Source organism: uncultured Lutibacter sp. (assembly GCF_947495725.1).
Taxonomy (GTDB): Bacteria; Bacteroidota; Bacteroidia; order Flavobacteriales; family Flavobacteriaceae; genus Lutibacter.
In genome coordinates this window covers 268,092-284,148 of the sequence record NZ_CANLZZ010000003.1, presented here as the reverse complement: position 1 = coordinate 284,148, position 16,057 = coordinate 268,092, and the positions used below count along the sequence as shown (strand labels likewise).

The window sequence follows — 16,057 nt, the reverse complement described above, 5'->3', positions numbered from 1 at the left end:
AATAAGTCAAAAAAGATTTTTAATGAAAACTGTTTTGTATTTTTGAATAAATTAAAACTAAATTAAATTATGGCCAGTAACGGACAATTACAATTACCAAAAACATTAATGCCTCTAATTTTTATTGGGATTATTGCAATTATATTTATATCAAAGTCAGCGGTTAATATTGATGCTGGTGAAGCAGGAGTATTATGGAAACGATTTGATGGAGGGGTAGTGACCGACAAACCACCTTTAGGAGAAGGGTTTCATATTGTTGCTCCTTGGAATGATGTTGTGGTTTATGAAGTACGTCAACAAGAATTATTTGAGAAAATGAAAGTACTTTCATCTAATGGTTTGGATATTATATTGGAAACATCGTCATGGTATATGCCTAGACCAGAAGATTTGGGTAGATTGCATCAAGAAAAAGGTGAAAATTACTTAGAAAGAGTAATTAAACCTACACTTCGTTCTGCTGCTCGTAGTGTTGTTGGTCGTTATACACCAGAACAATTATATGCAAGTAAAAGAGATGTAATTCAAAGTGAAATTTTTGATGAAGCTAAAAAGATATTAGACGGTCAATATATTGAGCTAAATGAAGTATTGGTAAGAGATGTAACCTTACCTGCAACAATTAAAGACGCTATTGAACGTAAATTAAAACAAGAGCAAGAATCATTAGAATATGAATTTAGATTAGTTACAGCGGCTAAAGAAGCTGAAAAGCAAATTATTGAAGCAAAGGGTAAAGCTGATGCCAATAAAATATTAAGTGCTTCATTAACTGATAAAATTTTACAAGATAAAGGAATTGAAGCAACAATGCAGTTGTCTAATTCACCAAATAGTAAAATAATAGTTATTGGAAGTGGTAAAGATGGTTTACCAATAATATTAGGAAATCAATAAAAAATAGAATTTTATATAAAAAAAGGCAACCAATTTGGTTGCCTTTTTTGTTTTATGCTTTTGGAAATTTTTCTATCTCAGCAATTACATCATCTTCGGTATCATAAATAGAGAGAATCATATTTTTATATTTTTCTTCTTCAGTAAGACTTAAAAGAAGTGGATATATAGGTCTATTTACAGTCCAATAATCTTTATTTAAAAATACCATTGGGCTTGCAAAACCGTAGCTTAAATAATGGTTTTGTGTAGCATCTTGAAATATTTCTTGAATTGTACCTGCGCTTCCAGGAGAAAAGATAACACCTCCTTTAGCTATAGCTAATAAGCCTTCTTCACGTACACTATTGGCAAAATACTTAGCAATATTTGTAGCAAATGGAGTAGGAGGTTCGTGGCCGTATAACCAAGTTGGAATACCTAAACTTTTATAATTAGTACTAGGATATTTTTCTAATACTTTAAATGCCTGATCTAACCAAAGCTCATGATTATATAAAGGTGCTTTTGCTAATATTTCAATTGCATCAACTAATACCGAATCATTTTTTCCTCCAAACCAAGCTCCAACATGGGTTGCTTCCATAGCTCCAGGACCACCACCAGAAATCATTAAATAACCTAACTCTGTAAGTTTTTTACTAATCCGGGCAACAGATAAATAATTTTTATCGTTTCTAGAAAGACTGTGGCCACCCATAATTGCAACTATTTTACGTTTTTCATAGTTTGAAATAAAATCGTTTAATGCGTTTGTTATAGAATGATCGTGCAAACGTCTAGTTAAAGTTTCTTTAATATCCTTAGCTTCTTTTCCGTGTTTAATAAAATGATTATAAACTACTTTGTCAAGGGTAAGTTCGTAACTTTTTGGAACTCCAACTTTATAATTATTATAAAGTATTTCTTTAGTATATAATGAGTTTATAAAAGGATTAAAAGGAGCTTTAATTTGTGGAAAAATAAGACAATCTTTAGAAACTTTAGTGTTTATATGATCTGGAATGGTACAACCTAAAAATATGCAATTGTAAAATGATATGTTTGTGGATACATTTAAAATATTACTAAAATCTATATTTTGAAAGGCATAATAGGTTAATTCATTTTCAAATTCAAGAACTTTTAATAAATCAATGTTCGAATCTATTTCTTTATATTCCATAATAGTAGTTAAAAAAAGCCAACAATAGTTGGCTTTAAATTATATTGTAATATAATATGTTTAATTTTTGTCTTTAATAGTGCTTCCTTTTTTAATTGCCTTATAATTTTCATAGCAAAGCAAAACAGCTTCAATTAATTGAAGATCACTGGCTTGTTTAATAAAGTAATCAGAATAATTACATTCATTTAATAATTCATTTAATTCATTAGCGTCCATTTCCAAGTATTCCATCATTAACTCTCGGTTAAATTTTGCCTCCAAAAGCTGACGTAATTCATCATTATCACGCATTTTTTTTAGCTTTTTTAATTGTTTCGGATTTTTACCAAACATATTATAAACAAAATCAATAGGTCTAAATAGAGCATCTACGGGCGAATTAAATTCACGACGTTGCCTAACACCAACTTCATAAGTTTGAGGCAGTCCATTAATATGAATACGTGAAAACTTATCTTTAGGTACATTTTTTGAATCAATTTCTAAAACTCCAATTAATTTATGAGATTTTAAAACAACTTCTTCAATTTGTTCTGTTTTTTCATATAACTCTATAACAAGTTCATTTCCTTTTAGTAAATCATTGGTAATTTTTAACTTTATGGATTGATATCCTAAATAAGATATATAAATGGTGTCATTAACAGCTGTGGCAATATCGAACTTACCAGTTTCATCTGTAATTGTTCCAAATACGGAGTTTAAATTAAATAAATGAGCACCTTTTAAGGGAGTTTTATCAAGTTGGTTTACTACTTGTCCTTTTAATGATGTAGTTAAAGCATTATTTATTATTGAATCTTTTTCAATTGGTTCTTGTGAAAAAACAAGTGTTGTAATAAATAATATTATAGGTAGAAATAACTTTTTTTTCATTTACAATTATAGTTATTAATGATGAATATTTTTGTTAAATTATTACAAAAAAATAAAGCTGTCTTTTAGTTAAAATGACAGCTCTACTTTTTTCATAAAATATGATATTTTTTAATCTGTCTTAAAATTCCATACTTGACCAATGGCTTCTCCACCATTGCCATCTTTTACAACTACTTTCCAATAATAGTCGGTAGAACTATTTAAACTAGCAGTAGTATAAGTTTTTCCAGATTGATCTGTAGCTTTTTTAGAAGTTGGAGGGTTATCAGTGCCAAAATACACATCATAGGTTAATGGATCATCATCTACATCAGAAGCATCCCATTCTAAAGTGGCAGTAGATTCTGTAACTACAGCATTTAAACTTGGGGATACAATAGAAGGAGAAAAAGGAACGTAATTTGAAACTCCAATACCTTCTGTATAAAATGAATTTGCCGAAGTATATGCACTATAATTATTTTTACTATCTTTTGCATTAACTCTCCAATAATATGCAACACCTTTTTCTAAAGAAATAGTTCTTGTAGTTGAAGAATTTGTAACGGTTTCAACAATGTTTGTAAAAGCATTATCTTTTGCAATTTGAATTACATAAGAAATATTGTCTCCATCTGGATCTGTTGAAGCATTCCATTTAAATTCAATAGAATTATCTATACAAAGTAAATTTGCAGATGGGTATACCAAACTAGGTGTTGAGGGAGCTTTGTTTATTGGGTCTGGATCTGGATCTGGGGTATCTCCACCTGATCCTCCGCAAGACCATAACAAAGTACTTAAAACCACCATAGAAACTAATATTTTTTTCATGTTCTTTTATAGATTTGGGTATTACATAAGCGGTAAAAATACGATAATTTTAAAATACAAACAAAAGAAAGGTTTATTAATTTTAGTGAAATACTGTTTTTATGTTCTTAGTTAATTTGATCTCTATTATTAGAACATACATTTCCTATTTTTATTAAATTATCAAATAAGTTTTTATTATATGTTATTAATAAACTTAACAATATAAATATCTAAATTTTAAAGGAATTTTATATACTAAATACTTGTTTGAAATGTAAAGTGTGCACATAATAGGATTCGAACCTACACGAACTATTGTTCACCAGCCCCTCAAGCTGACGCGTCTACCAATTCCGCCATATGTGCATTTGAGTTTAGGGTATAAAAAAAGTTAAGTTTTCACTTAACTTTTTGTGACCTGGCTGGGGCTCGAACCCAGGACCACCTCCTTAAAAGGGAGGTGCTCTACCAACTGAGCTACCAGGTCGTATTTGTCATTCGCAAATGCGAGTGCAAATATACTATCAATTGTTTATTATGCAAGTTTTTTTTTGTACTTTTTTAGTTGATATTTGTATTCTTAAAATTTAATAAAGAATTTTTATGAAAATTGTACTTTTAGGATATATGGCATCAGGAAAATCTGCGGTAGGCAAAATACTGGCTCAGAGGTTAAAAATGCAATTTTTTGACTTAGATGAATACATTGAAGAATCTGAAAAATTAACAATTAGCCAAATATTTTCAGATAAAGGAGAAATTTATTTTAGAAAAAAAGAAAGCGAATATTTAAAAGAGTTATTAAATTTAGAAGAAAACTGTATTATTTCGCTAGGTGGTGGAACTCCATGTTATGGAAATAATATGGATATAGTTTTAGAAAAATCCAAATCGTTTTATTTAAATGCATCTGTTCAAACTATTTTTAATCGAATAAAAAGTGAAACATCAAAGCGACCGCTTGTTGCTACAATTGGTATTGAAAATTTGCTCGAATATATTGGTAAGCACTTATTTGAGCGTTCTGCTTTTTATAATAAAGCACATAAAAGTATTTCTGTAAATGATAAATCTATTTTAGAGATTGTAAAAGAATTACAAAGTTTACTCTAATAAAGCATAGGAGTTTTCTTTTTCAAAAATTACATTGATATGCTCTCGCATTGATGTAGATAGAGAAATTCCTTTAAAATCTGCTTTTACCGGATATTTTTTATGATTTCTATTTATAAGTACTGCAGTTTTAAATCGTTTTAATGGAACCTCAAGAAAATGTTTAATCCCGTACATTAATGTAGTTCCTGAGCTTAAAACATCATCTACCAATACTAAAGATTTATTTGTATAAGTACTTTTATCAATATCTGTAGTTATTTTACTTAATGGGTTTTTCTTATCAATCTTAACTTCACATAAAGTTACTTTTAAGTCCGAAATATCATTTAAAAGTTTTACAATTTTTTCAGCAAAAACATAACCATTACCATTAATACCTGCAATTACTATTTCTTTTTCACTAGAATTGGTTTCATAAATTTGATAAGCAATTCTTCGAGTTTTATTTTCTATTTGCTCGTTTGTTAAAATAATTGAACTATCCATTAAATTTATTTTTTTGTAAATATAAAAAACAATTCTCTTCCATCTCTAGGTTTTATAGAATTATAGCACCTTTCTAATACTTTAATTTCAAACTTAGCATAAAACAATTGAATATATTCAATGATGTTTCCACCAAAAGGAGGTCCTTCTTTGGTTAGTTTAAAATCAAAAAACAAGCCAACTAATTTTCCACCTTCATTTAATAAATTATACATTTTATTTACATAATCTTCTCTTTGAGAAGGGTGTAATGCACAAAAAAAAGTTTGTTCAATAATTAAATCATACTTGTTTTGGTGATTAAAAAAGTTTGAATGAATTAAATTTTCTTCTGGAAAATCAGGAAATCTTGTGTGTAAATTTAATAAAGGTTGTTTGGCAATATCTATAACTGAAGTTTTGCTAAAACCATTTAAATGTAAATATTCGGCTTCGTAACTATTACCTGCACCAGGAATTAAAATAGAAACATTTTTATTTTTAAGTTGATCTATATATGTTTTAATAGGAGTGGAGATATAGCCAATATCCCAGCCAGTTTTGTTTTTTTTGTATTTTTCTTCCCAATAAGATTTATCAAATTTATTCATTAATTAAAGAGATTTAATTAATCCACCATCGATAACAATATTTGTACCTGTAATATATGAAGCATATTCCGAAGCTAAAAATGTTACCAAATAGGCAAATTCTTTAGGTTTGCCAATTCTTTTCATTGGAATAGAGTTTTCTAATTCTTCGAGTACTTGTTCAATAGCAATACTTCTAGTCTTTGCCTGTAATTTATTTAATTGTGTAATTCTTTCAGTATCAAATATTCCAGTTAAAATATTATTTACAGTAATTCCTTTATTAGCAATAGTGGTAGCTAATGTTTTAGCCCAGGTTGTTACTGCTGCTCTTATTGAATTGGATAAAACTAAGTTGTTTATGGGTTCTTTAACACTTATTGATGTTGCGTTTATAATTCTTCCAAAACCTTTTGACTCCATTGCTTTTAAGGCTAAAGAAGTTGTTAATTGAGTTGTTTTAAATAATAAGTCAAATGCTTTTTGAAAATCTTCGGTGTTTTTTTGTAACGCTGTTCCGCTTTCTGGTCCATTTGTGTTATTTACTAAAATGTCAACACTATTGTTATTAAAAAAACTAGTTAAAATTGCTTTGTAAGATTCGAAATTATAAAAATCAACGACCAAATATTGATGATTTTGATTGTAAGTAGTATCTAATTCCTTTAAAACATTTATTAATTTTTCTTCATTACGAGCCATTAAAGTAATGTTAGCACCGCATTTGGCCAGTTGAACTGCTATTGCTTTTCCCAAGCCTTGGGTACTTCCTCCAACAAGTGCTTTTTTATTTAATAAATCAATTTTCATCATCTTGATAATCTTCTATGTCTCTTCGGTCTTTTTTAGTAGGTCTTCCTGTTCCTTTTTTTCTATAATAATCTTTCGAATATTTTAACAAATCAAGTTTTTCAAATTCTTCAGAAGGTGTTATATCTTTTCTATATAAATCAACCAATTTTGCACCTACACGATTTGCGGGAATATCCAAAACTTTAATTTTATAATTAATTTGATTTTTTCGAATTGAAATTATTTCACCGCTAAATACTAATTTTGAAGGTTTCGTATTGGAATCATTAATTTTTACATGTCCTTTTTTACAAGCTTCAGTTGCAATACTTCTTGTTTTGTAAAATCGAATACACCATAAAAATTTATCAATTCTCATATAAATACTATAATAAAGTTAAATTTTAAATTTTCTCTTTCGCCAAAGATATGAAAATAGTATCTTGCGTGCTTAAAATTAATATAAATGAAGATTAAATATTTTATAGTTTTATTTGTAATTGGATTAGCTATTTTTTCTTGTAATAAAGATGATGATGAAAATGATAATTTTGATGCAGAAGCACAAGCAGTTATAGATAATGATGCTTTAATAAGCTATTTGCAAACACATTATTTAAATGAAGAGGATGGAGGTTTATGGACTATAGAAAATGGTGAATCTTCATTAATGGATGATGTTAGATTAAAATCTCAAACTATTGAAAAAAACGATATTAATTATACCTTATATTATTTAAAACAATTTGAAGGAAGCGGTGATATTTTTCCAACAAGAGCAGATTCAGTACTTGTAACTTATACTGGTATGAAATTAGATAGTGTGGTATTTGATTCTGCATCTAATATTGTATGGTTGCCTCTTACAAGTGTAATTGATGGTTGGTCTTATGGATTTGAGCATTTTAAAGGTGGTGAATTAAAACTGAATGATGACGAATCCTTTTATTATGAAAATTCGGGAAAAGGAATTTTGTTTATACCTTCAGGTCTGGCTTATGGGAATATTACACAAACTTTAATTCCAGAGAATTCTCCTTTAATTTTTGAAATTGATTTAAAGGCAGTTAAACAAACTGATCACGATACCGATGGAATTTTATCAATTGATGAAGATATTGATAATGATGGAGATGTTAGAAACGATGATACTGACGGTGATTTAATTCCAAATTATTTGGATGCTGATGATGATGGAGATGGAATTTTGACTAAAGACGAATTAGAGGATGGAAAATATTTAGATCCTAATAATTAAAATACATAGAAAATAGTTTTAAAAAATCTCCGCTTTTTTGAGTGGAGATTTTTTTTATATAAACTAATTGTTAGGATTATTTTTTAAGCTTTTAGTTTTGTTTAAAATATCTTTTATACATATAATTAAGTCTGTTTATTGCTTTAAATATAAAAACCTCTCAATTATTGAGAGGTTTTTATATTTAAAACGTATTGTAGCTTTTATTCTTTCTTTTTAGTTAAACTATATGATAAACTAAAAATAATTTGTTCAGGTCTTGAATCTAAAGTAAATTCCTCACCCGCTTTAGACCAAGAGGCTTCATTTTCACTTAAACCTCTTTCGTATCTAACATCAATTCCGATTCTTCCAAACTCAACAGAAGCGCCAATATTTATACCTAAAGAAAATTCATTTTCTACTTTTTCAAAATCCAATCCATTTAAATCATTATCTAAAATATATTGAAAAGCAGGACCGGCAAATACATTAATAGGTCCTATTAATTTTAAACCAACTAATACAGGAACATCTATTTTCGACATTTCAAAATCCTCAGCCTGAGAATTAATTTCATACTCGCTTGTTGTTTTTGTGTAAACCAATTCTGGACGTATATAAATAGCACCAAGGTTTATTTTTCCAAATAACCCAACATTAAATCCTGATTTTGATTGACCTTTGTAAATATTGTCTACATCTGTGGTAAATTCTTTTAAATCTCCATTTGAATTATAACTTAAACCAGCCTTTATACCAAAACCATTTTGGGCATTCATCACCAAAAATGAAGCTATAAAAGCAATTGAAAATAATACTATTCTTTTTTTCATAAAATATTAATTTAGTAGTTAGATTTAATAATAACGAAAAAAGAATTTAATTATTTTCTTGCTATAACTTTTTCCACAGCATTTATAATTGCTTTGTCATTCAATTTGTATTTTTCCATTAGTTGAGCCGGAGTACCAGATTCTCCAAAGCTATCGTTTACAGCTACAAACTCTTGAGGAACTAAATTATTTTGAACTAAAACTCGCGATACACTTTCTCCTAAGCCACCAATTACATTATGTTCTTCAGCTGTAACAATACAACCGGTTTTTGCAACAGATTTTAAAATTGCTTCTTCATCCAAAGGTTTAATAGTATGAATATTAATAACTTCAGCACTAATACCTTTAGCTTCTAATTGCTCGGCAGCTTGTAATGCCTCCCAAACTAAGTGTCCAGTTGCAACTATAGTTACGTCATTTCCTTCTGTAAGGTTTATTGCTTTTCCAACAATAAATTCTTCATTCTCTGGTGTAAAAACAGGAACTACAGGACGACCAAAACGTAAATAAACCGGACCATCGTAATCTGCAATTGCAATGGTAGCAGCTTTGGTTTGGTTGTAATCACAAGTGTTAATTACGGTCATTCCTGGAAGCATTTTCATTAAACCAATATCTTCTAATATTTGGTGAGTTGCTCCATCTTCACCTAAAGTTAAACCAGCGTGTGAAGCACAAATTTTTACATTTTTATCTGAATATGCTACAGATTGACGAATTTGGTCATAAACTCTACCCGTAGAAAAGTTTGCAAATGTTCCAGTAAAAGGTATTTTACCTCCAATTGTTAATCCAGCTGCAATACCAATCATATTAGCCTCTGCAATACCAATTTGAAAAAAACGATCTGGGTTTTCTTCTATAAATTTCTCCATTTTTAAAGAACCAATCAAATCGGCACATAATGCAACCACATTTGGATTCTTTCTTCCTAATTCTGCTAATCCAGCTCCAAATCCCGATCTTGTATCTTTCTTTTCGGTAAAAGTGTATTTCTTCATGTTATAATTATTAATAAAAATCTGTCAAAAATAATGATATTATGTGTAATGAAACTAAAATTTCAATAATTCTTCGTAAACTTTATGAACAGGAAATCCCATTACGTTAAAATAGCTTCCAATAAGCTTTGTAACCCCTATAAAACCTATCCATTCTTGAATTCCATATGCTCCAGCTTTATCAAAAGGTTTGTATTTTTTAACATAATATGTTATTTCATTATGGGTTAATTTTTTAAAAAAGACTTGAGTACTGTCGTAAAAAACTTTTTGCTTTTTTTTCGATTTAAAGCATACCGAAGTAATTACAGTATGCGATGTGCCAGATAAACTTTGAAGCATTATAATGGCTTCTTGTTCGTTTTTTGGTTTCTCTAAAGGTTTACTGTTATGCCAAACAATGGTGTCGGAGGTAATTACCAAATCGTTTTCAAGTAATTCACTTTCAAATGCTTCTGCCTTTTTTAATGCTAAATAATTAGTGATTTGTTCTGCTTTTAAAGTAGAATCATAAACTTCATCAATTTGTTTTACTTTTATAGAGAATTTTATATCTAACTCTTTAAAAAGTTCTTGTCTTCTTGGTGATCCAGAAGCTAGAATAATATTTTTATCTTTTAATTTTTGAGATAACATTTATTGAAATTTTGTGAATATGAATATTGAGGTAATTCCCAAAAACATTATTATTTTTAGAATAGAACTTATATTATGAAATGCTTTTTTAGTGGAAATTGATCTTAATTTAATAGATACATATACTAATGGTATTAAAACAAACAGTAGCAAATACAAACTAGTTATTTGGTAAATATCAGCGAATTTCCAAATAACAATAAATAATAGAAGTAAAGGTAATAAGCATAAATATGATGCTGCTTTTTTAATTCTATTTCTTCCAAATAATATAGGTAATGTTTTAAGGTTAACATTATAATCACCGTCTACATCTTCAATATCTTTAACTAATTCTCGTATTAAATTTAGAAAAAAAGAAAATAATGCAAGTAAGGTAAATACAATAATAACAAGTTCATTTGATTCGTTTTTAATATTTAAATTAATTTCAAAAAAGAATAAAAGAATAAAACTTAGTGTAACTAATAATGACACTATTAAATTGCCTAATAAAGCAACTGATTTTAATTTTTTACTATAATAATAGAGTAGAAGAGATGTTGTTATAAAAAGTAAAGAAAGTGATGGATTGGAGGTGTTTAAACAAAGAGAAATTCCCAAAATTAGTCCAATAGTGTTTGTAAATAAATACCATCGTTTTGCTGTTTCTTTAGATATTTTTTTTGAAACTAATAGTTTATTTGGTTTATTAATTTTATCTGTTTCAATATCATAAATGTCATTAATAATATAACCTGCAGCGGTTATAAAAATAACTGAAAGTAGTAATTGAAAAAATTGAGGTAAGGTTAAATTCAGCTCAATTTTTAAATAATTAAAAAAATGGAAACGCAAAATATAAAAAGTGAAAGCAATAATTAATAGATTTTTCCAACGAATTAATTTAAAATATACCGCACTTTTCATTAATCTTTAATTGAAAGCTTTCTTAAGTCTATCTAAATCACGTTTGGTGTCTCTTTCTTTCATTACCTCACGTTTGTCATAATTTTTCTTACCCCTACAAAGTGCAATTTCTAATTTAGCCCAGCCTTTTTCTGTTAAAAATAATCTAAGAGGTACAATTGTTAACCCAACATTTTGAACTTCTTTTTGTAATTTTTTTAATTCACCTTTATTTAATAAAAGTTTACGTTCACTTTTGGGTTTATGATTAAAAGAATGTCCATATAAATATTCTTCAATAAACATATTAATTGCAAAAAGTTCACCTTTTTCGTTAAACTCACAAAAACTTTCAGTTATTCGAGCTTTACTTTCTCGAATAGATTTAATTTCTGTTCCAGTTAACTGTATTCCAGCAATATATTTATCTAAAATCTCGTATTCAAAACGAGCTTTTTTATTTTTTATGTTAATTTTTTTCTGCATACAAGTACAAATGTAAATATAAATTTAATGATAAATAAATAGCGCAGTTGAAAATCAGCTGCGCTATATTTTTTGAAGTTAATATTTCTTTAAAGAACTTCTATTAATTTAACTGGTTTTGGTTTTGCAGTTTCCAATTTTGGAATTATAATTTCCAATTCACCATTTTTATATGTTGCCATAATTTTATCGTTATCTACCACATTTTTAGGTAAAGTAAATGTTCTTTTAAATGAAGAATAGCTATATTCTTTATGGCTATAATTTAATTCATTTTCTTCATTTTCCGTTTCTTTTTCAGATTGGATTGTTAAAATGTTATTATCTAAATTAATATTAAAATCTTTTTTATCCATACCTGGAACGGCAACTTTAACTTTAAATTCGTCATCATTTTCTGAAATATTAACAGCTGGTAATGTAGTGTTATTTTGTGATAAATTAGGCAACGATAAATCTCTAAAAAAATCATTAAACGACGTTGGTATTACAGGAATACCATTTGTTTTTACTAACATATTTTTAAATTTTAAGGTTAAACAAATATTTTTACTCACCTAGTAATAAGCAATTTAAGTGCCGTTTTTAAAAATATGACAATGTTTCATATTGTTATGAAAAAAAGTCGTTTTAAATTTTTAAAAGTATGTCAATTTTATCAGTTTTGGTAAGAGTTACTATGTATAAATTACCATAAACATTCTCTTTTATAGTACTATACTTATTATTATTTAGAATCTTATTTACAATAGCGGGAGTTGTATTGCTATGTCCAACAACTAAAATGGTTTTTCCTTTAGTTTTAACTTGAAAATCTGGACTTACTAATTCTCTTGGATTGTAAAATTGAATTTCTAAATTGTTTTTACGTGCGGTTGGTTGGGCTGTTTGTAAGGTTCTAAAATAGTTTGTTGAATAAATAGCATCAAATTTTATATTTTCAAATATTTCACTCCATTCTTTAGCTCTTTTATTACCTTTTTTAGATAATTCGGGATTATTATTAGTTTTATCTTTTGTTACTTTTTCAGCATGTCGAATAAAATAATAAGTTGTTATGTCGGAATTTTGAGACTGAATATTTAAAGAATACAAGGCTATAAACAAAAAGAAAGCTATATTTTTCATAAAAAAATTTTAAAAATCTAAGATATACAAAAAAGGCCGTTTAATATTAAATAAACGGCCTCAGTAATTTTATGTTAATTATTATTTGTTTCTAAAAACAATTTTGTCATCAAACGCATCTAGTAGAATATAGCTACTTGCTGTAACTTTACCGGATAAAATTTCTTTTGAAAGTTCATTCAACACTTCTTTTTGAATAACACGTTTTACGGGTCTAGCTCCAAATTGAGGGTCAAATCCTTTTTCGGCTAATGTTTCAACTAAATCTTCGGTATATTCAATTTTAATATCTTTTGATTTCAACATTTTAATTAAACCATTTAATTGTAAGCGAACAATTTGTTCAATTTCAATTTTATTTAATGGTGTAAACATTATAATCTCGTCAATACGATTTAAAAATTCGGGTCTAATAGTTTGTCTTAGTAAATCAACCACTTCAAGTTTTGTAGATTCTGTTACTTGGTCGCGTTTAGCCATATCCATTTTTTCAAACCTTTCTTGTATTATATGAGCTCCCATATTAGAAGTCATGATAATTATAGTATTTCTAAAATCGGCTACTCGACCTTTATTATCGGTCAATCTACCTTCATCTAATACTTGTAGCAAAATGTTAAAAGTATCTGGATGCGCTTTCTCTATTTCATCTAAAAGAATTACAGAATAAGGTTTACGTCTAACCGCTTCAGTTAATTGTCCACCTTCTTCATAACCAACATAACCTGGAGGCGCACCAACTAAACGACTAACAGCGTGGCGTTCTTGATATTCACTCATATCAATTCTAGTCATTGAGTTTTCATCATCAAATAAATACTCTGCCAATGCTTTGGCAAGTTCAGTTTTACCTACACCTGTTGTTCCAAGGAATAAAAAGGAACCCAAAGGTTTTTTATCATCTTGTAATCCTGCTCGTGAACGACGAACAGCGTCTGCAACAGCAACAATAGCTTCTTCTTGTCCAACAACTCTATTATGAAGCTCAACTTCTAAATGCAACAGTTTTTCACGATCACTTTGTAGCATTTTGGTAACAGGAATTCCAGTCCATTTAGCCACAACTTCAGCAATATCATCTCGTGTTACTTCTTCTTTAATTAAAGCGCCATCCTGATCTATTGCAATTTCTTTTTGAAGTTCTTCTAAGTGTTCTTGCTCTTCTTTTATTTTTCCATAGCGTAATTCTGCAACCTTTCCATAATCACCTTCTCGTTCAGCTCTATCAGCTTCTAACTTATAGTTTTCAATGGCTTCTTTGCTTTCCTGAACAGCTTCAACCAATTCTTTTTCACTAACCCATTTTGCATTTATTTCATTTCTATCTTCTTTTAAATTAGCGACTTCTTTTTTAAGAGATGCTAATTTTTTTTCGTCTTTTTCACGTTTAATTGCTTCAATTTCAATTTCTAACTGCATTATTTTTCTGTCCAAAACATCTAACTCTTCAGGTTTAGAATTAATTTCCATACGTAATTTTGCAGCAGCTTCATCCATTAAATCTATAGCTTTATCTGGTAAAAAACGATTAGAAATATAGCGTTGAGATAATTCTACAGCAGCTATAATGGCATCATCTTTAATTTGAACTTTATGATGATTTTCATATTTCTCTTTAATACCACGTAAAATTGAAATAGCGCTTTCAGTATCTGGTTCGTCTACAATTACTTTTTGAAATCTTCGCTCAAGTGCTTTATCTTTTTCGAAATATTTTTGATACTCATCTAAAGTAGTTGCGCCAATTGCTCTAAGTTCTCCTCGAGCCAATGCAGGTTTTAAAATATTTGCAGCATCCATAGCTCCTTGTCCACCACCAGCACCAACTAAGGTATGTATTTCGTCAATAAATAAAACTATTTCCCCATTAGCAGAAGTTACTTCTTTTACAACAGATTTTAAACGCTCTTCAAATTCACCTTTGTATTTTGCTCCAGCAATTAAGGCACCCATATCTAAAGAGTAAATTTGTTTGTCCTTTAAATTTTCGGGAATATCACCTTTTATAATTCTATGTGCCAAACCTTCAGCAATAGCTGTTTTACCCGTTCCAGGTTCACCAACTAACATTGGGTTGTTTTTTGTTCTACGTGATAAAATTTGAAGAATTCTTCTAATTTCTTCATCTCTACCAATTACAGGATCTAGTTTTCCTTCTTTTGCCAATTGATTTAAATTGCGCGCATATTTATTTAGCGAATTATATGTTTCTTCGGCACTTTGAGATGTTACTTTGCTTCCTTTTCTTAATTCAGAAATGGCTGCTTGTAAATCTTTTTCAGTAATTCCTTGATCTTTTAGTATTTGAGAGGTAGTATCTTTTGTTTTTAGTAAAGCCAATAATAAGTGCTCAATTGAAACAAATTCATCGTTCATTTTTTTTGCTTCAGAATTTGCCGTATTTAACATTTTTGATGCATTTCTTGAAAGCATACTATCTCCTCCAGACACTTTTGCATAACTTTGTAAAGTTTTATCTATCAGAGTTTTTACTAAATCTAAATTAACTCCTAATTTTTTAAATATAAAAGGAGTTACATTTTCATCAACTTCAAAAATTCCTTTTAAAATATGAGAATTTTCAATTTGTTGATGTTCTAAACTTTGTGCAATTTGCTGCCCTTGTTGAATAGCTTCTTGCGATTTTATTGTTAAATTATTAAAGTTCATAACGTTTTTATTTTTTCATTTATATCTTTGAGCAGTCAAAAGGTATTCCATTTGATAAATAACAGTTAAAACAGTCAATATGTCTTGTTTTATAAGGGTTTAACGGACATTTTGTCTAAATTTTAAAGTATGAATTGGAATTTATTAGAAGATGTAAATAAGCTAGAAAAACTAGTTAATGTTTCAGAAAGTAAAGCAGTGCTTATTTTTAAGCACAGTACACGATGCGGAATTAGCAGATTTGCATTGAATAATTTTGAACGAAGTTTTGATATTTCAGAAGACAAATTGACACCATTTTATTTAGATTTGTTGAAATTTAGAGAAATTTCAAATGAAATAGCTAATACTTTTGATGTTCAACATCAGTCACCTCAAGTAATTGTATTAAAAAATAAGGAAGTGGTATACAGTGAGTCACATAGTTATATTTCAATAGAAGATATAAAAAAAGCAATTAGTTAAAA

The 16,057-nt window shown here is 28.4% G+C and carries 19 protein-coding genes and 2 tRNA genes; 4 read left to right on the top strand and 17 right to left on the bottom strand.

Annotated features, from left to right (window positions below):
• Window positions 1–69: 69 nt before the first annotated feature.
• The gene (locus tag Q0776_RS08265; RefSeq protein WP_298366957.1) at window positions 70–900 is read left to right on the top strand and encodes a prohibitin family protein; all 831 of its coding nucleotides are present in this window, start codon (window positions 70–72) and stop codon (window positions 898–900) included.
• 52 nt (window positions 901–952) lie between these two features.
• Here Q0776_RS08265 and Q0776_RS08260 read toward each other — a convergent pair whose 3' ends face one another.
• The 5 genes from Q0776_RS08260 to Q0776_RS08240 form a co-directional block, all read right to left on the bottom strand.
• On the bottom strand, window positions 953–2,065 hold the full coding sequence (locus Q0776_RS08260) for a hypothetical protein (RefSeq protein WP_298366955.1): 1,113 nt from the start codon (window positions 2,063–2,065) through the stop codon (window positions 953–955).
• A 60-nt stretch (window positions 2,066–2,125) separates the two neighbouring features.
• Window positions 2,126–2,944: a carboxypeptidase-like regulatory domain-containing protein gene (locus tag Q0776_RS08255; RefSeq protein WP_298366951.1), complete on the bottom strand. Its 819-nt coding sequence runs from the start codon at window positions 2,942–2,944 to the stop codon at window positions 2,126–2,128.
• A 111-nt stretch (window positions 2,945–3,055) separates the two neighbouring features.
• Window positions 3,056–3,760: a hypothetical protein gene (locus Q0776_RS08250; RefSeq protein WP_298366949.1), complete on the bottom strand. Its 705-nt coding sequence runs from the start codon at window positions 3,758–3,760 to the stop codon at window positions 3,056–3,058.
• Window positions 3,761–4,024: 264 nt separating this feature from the next.
• Window positions 4,025–4,108: transfer RNA gene (locus Q0776_RS08245), tRNA-Leu, on the bottom strand.
• Between the two features lie 48 nt (window positions 4,109–4,156).
• Window positions 4,157–4,229: transfer RNA gene (locus tag Q0776_RS08240), tRNA-Lys, on the bottom strand.
• Between the two features lie 116 nt (window positions 4,230–4,345).
• On the opposite strand from Q0776_RS08240, the gene Q0776_RS08235 reads away from it, so the two are divergent.
• A complete protein-coding gene (locus Q0776_RS08235; protein WP_298366947.1) occupies window positions 4,346–4,855 on the top strand; it encodes a shikimate kinase in 510 nt (169 codons plus the stop codon).
• On the opposite strand, the gene Q0776_RS08230 is transcribed toward Q0776_RS08235, so the two are convergent.
• From Q0776_RS08230 to Q0776_RS08215, 4 genes are read right to left on the bottom strand one after another with little or no spacing between them, the layout of a single operon-like run.
• Window positions 4,847–5,344 carry a phosphoribosyltransferase family protein gene (locus tag Q0776_RS08230; RefSeq protein WP_298366944.1) on the bottom strand — a complete coding sequence of 166 codons (498 nt, stop codon included), beginning with the start codon at window positions 5,342–5,344 and terminating at the stop codon, window positions 4,847–4,849. The genes Q0776_RS08235 and Q0776_RS08230 overlap by 9 nt on opposite strands.
• 5 nt (window positions 5,345–5,349) lie before the next feature.
• Window positions 5,350–5,934: an SAM-dependent methyltransferase gene (locus Q0776_RS08225; protein WP_298366941.1), complete on the bottom strand. Its 585-nt coding sequence runs from the start codon at window positions 5,932–5,934 to the stop codon at window positions 5,350–5,352.
• Between the two features lie 3 nt (window positions 5,935–5,937).
• A complete protein-coding gene (locus Q0776_RS08220; RefSeq protein ID WP_366139056.1) occupies window positions 5,938–6,726 on the bottom strand; it encodes an SDR family oxidoreductase in 789 nt (262 codons plus the stop codon).
• Window positions 6,713–7,084 (bottom strand): RNA-binding S4 domain-containing protein, encoded by a 372-nt coding sequence (locus Q0776_RS08215; protein ID WP_298366939.1) that lies wholly within the window; start codon window positions 7,082–7,084, stop codon window positions 6,713–6,715. The genes Q0776_RS08220 and Q0776_RS08215 overlap by 14 nt, the downstream gene beginning before the upstream one ends.
• An 87-nt stretch (window positions 7,085–7,171) precedes the next feature.
• Here Q0776_RS08215 and Q0776_RS08210 point away from each other — a divergent pair, with 87 nt between their 5' ends.
• Window positions 7,172–7,963, top strand: coding sequence for an FKBP-type peptidyl-prolyl cis-trans isomerase (locus tag Q0776_RS08210; protein ID WP_298366936.1), 792 nt, complete (start codon window positions 7,172–7,174; stop codon window positions 7,961–7,963).
• Window positions 7,964–8,166: 203 nt separating this feature from the next.
• Here Q0776_RS08210 and Q0776_RS08205 read toward each other — a convergent pair whose 3' ends face one another.
• The 8 genes from Q0776_RS08205 to clpB all read right to left on the bottom strand — a co-directional run bounded on the left by Q0776_RS08205 (window position 8,167) and on the right by clpB (window position 15,590).
• Complete coding sequence (locus Q0776_RS08205) at window positions 8,167–8,778, bottom strand: porin family protein (protein WP_298366932.1); 612 nt, start codon at window positions 8,776–8,778, stop codon at window positions 8,167–8,169.
• A 50-nt stretch (window positions 8,779–8,828) separates the two neighbouring features.
• Entirely contained in the window at window positions 8,829–9,782 is a 954-nt protein-coding gene (locus Q0776_RS08200; protein WP_298366930.1) for a transketolase C-terminal domain-containing protein, read from the bottom strand.
• A gap of 54 nt (window positions 9,783–9,836) precedes the next feature.
• Window positions 9,837–10,418 (bottom strand): Maf family nucleotide pyrophosphatase, encoded by a 582-nt coding sequence (locus Q0776_RS08195; RefSeq protein ID WP_298366928.1) that lies wholly within the window; start codon window positions 10,416–10,418, stop codon window positions 9,837–9,839.
• Window positions 10,419–11,327 (bottom strand): geranylgeranylglycerol-phosphate geranylgeranyltransferase, encoded by a 909-nt coding sequence (locus tag Q0776_RS08190; protein WP_298366926.1) that lies wholly within the window; start codon window positions 11,325–11,327, stop codon window positions 10,419–10,421.
• 6 nt (window positions 11,328–11,333) lie between these two features.
• A complete protein-coding gene (gene smpB, locus Q0776_RS08185) occupies window positions 11,334–11,792 on the bottom strand; it encodes an SsrA-binding protein SmpB (RefSeq protein WP_298366925.1) in 459 nt (152 codons plus the stop codon).
• A gap of 89 nt (window positions 11,793–11,881) precedes the next feature.
• Window positions 11,882–12,310 (bottom strand): Hsp20/alpha crystallin family protein, encoded by a 429-nt coding sequence (locus Q0776_RS08180; RefSeq protein ID WP_298366923.1) that lies wholly within the window; start codon window positions 12,308–12,310, stop codon window positions 11,882–11,884.
• 112 nt (window positions 12,311–12,422) lie between these two features.
• Complete coding sequence (locus tag Q0776_RS08175; protein WP_298366922.1) at window positions 12,423–12,920, bottom strand: histidine phosphatase family protein; 498 nt, start codon at window positions 12,918–12,920, stop codon at window positions 12,423–12,425.
• Between the two features lie 81 nt (window positions 12,921–13,001).
• The gene (gene clpB, locus Q0776_RS08170; protein WP_298366920.1) at window positions 13,002–15,590 is read right to left on the bottom strand and encodes an ATP-dependent chaperone ClpB; all 2,589 of its coding nucleotides are present in this window, start codon (window positions 15,588–15,590) and stop codon (window positions 13,002–13,004) included.
• Window positions 15,591–15,719: 129 nt separating this feature from the next.
• Between clpB and ytxJ the strand changes: the two genes are divergently transcribed.
• Complete coding sequence (ytxJ, locus tag Q0776_RS08165; protein ID WP_298366918.1) at window positions 15,720–16,055, top strand: bacillithiol system redox-active protein YtxJ; 336 nt, start codon at window positions 15,720–15,722, stop codon at window positions 16,053–16,055.
• Window positions 16,056–16,057 lie beyond the last annotated feature (2 nt).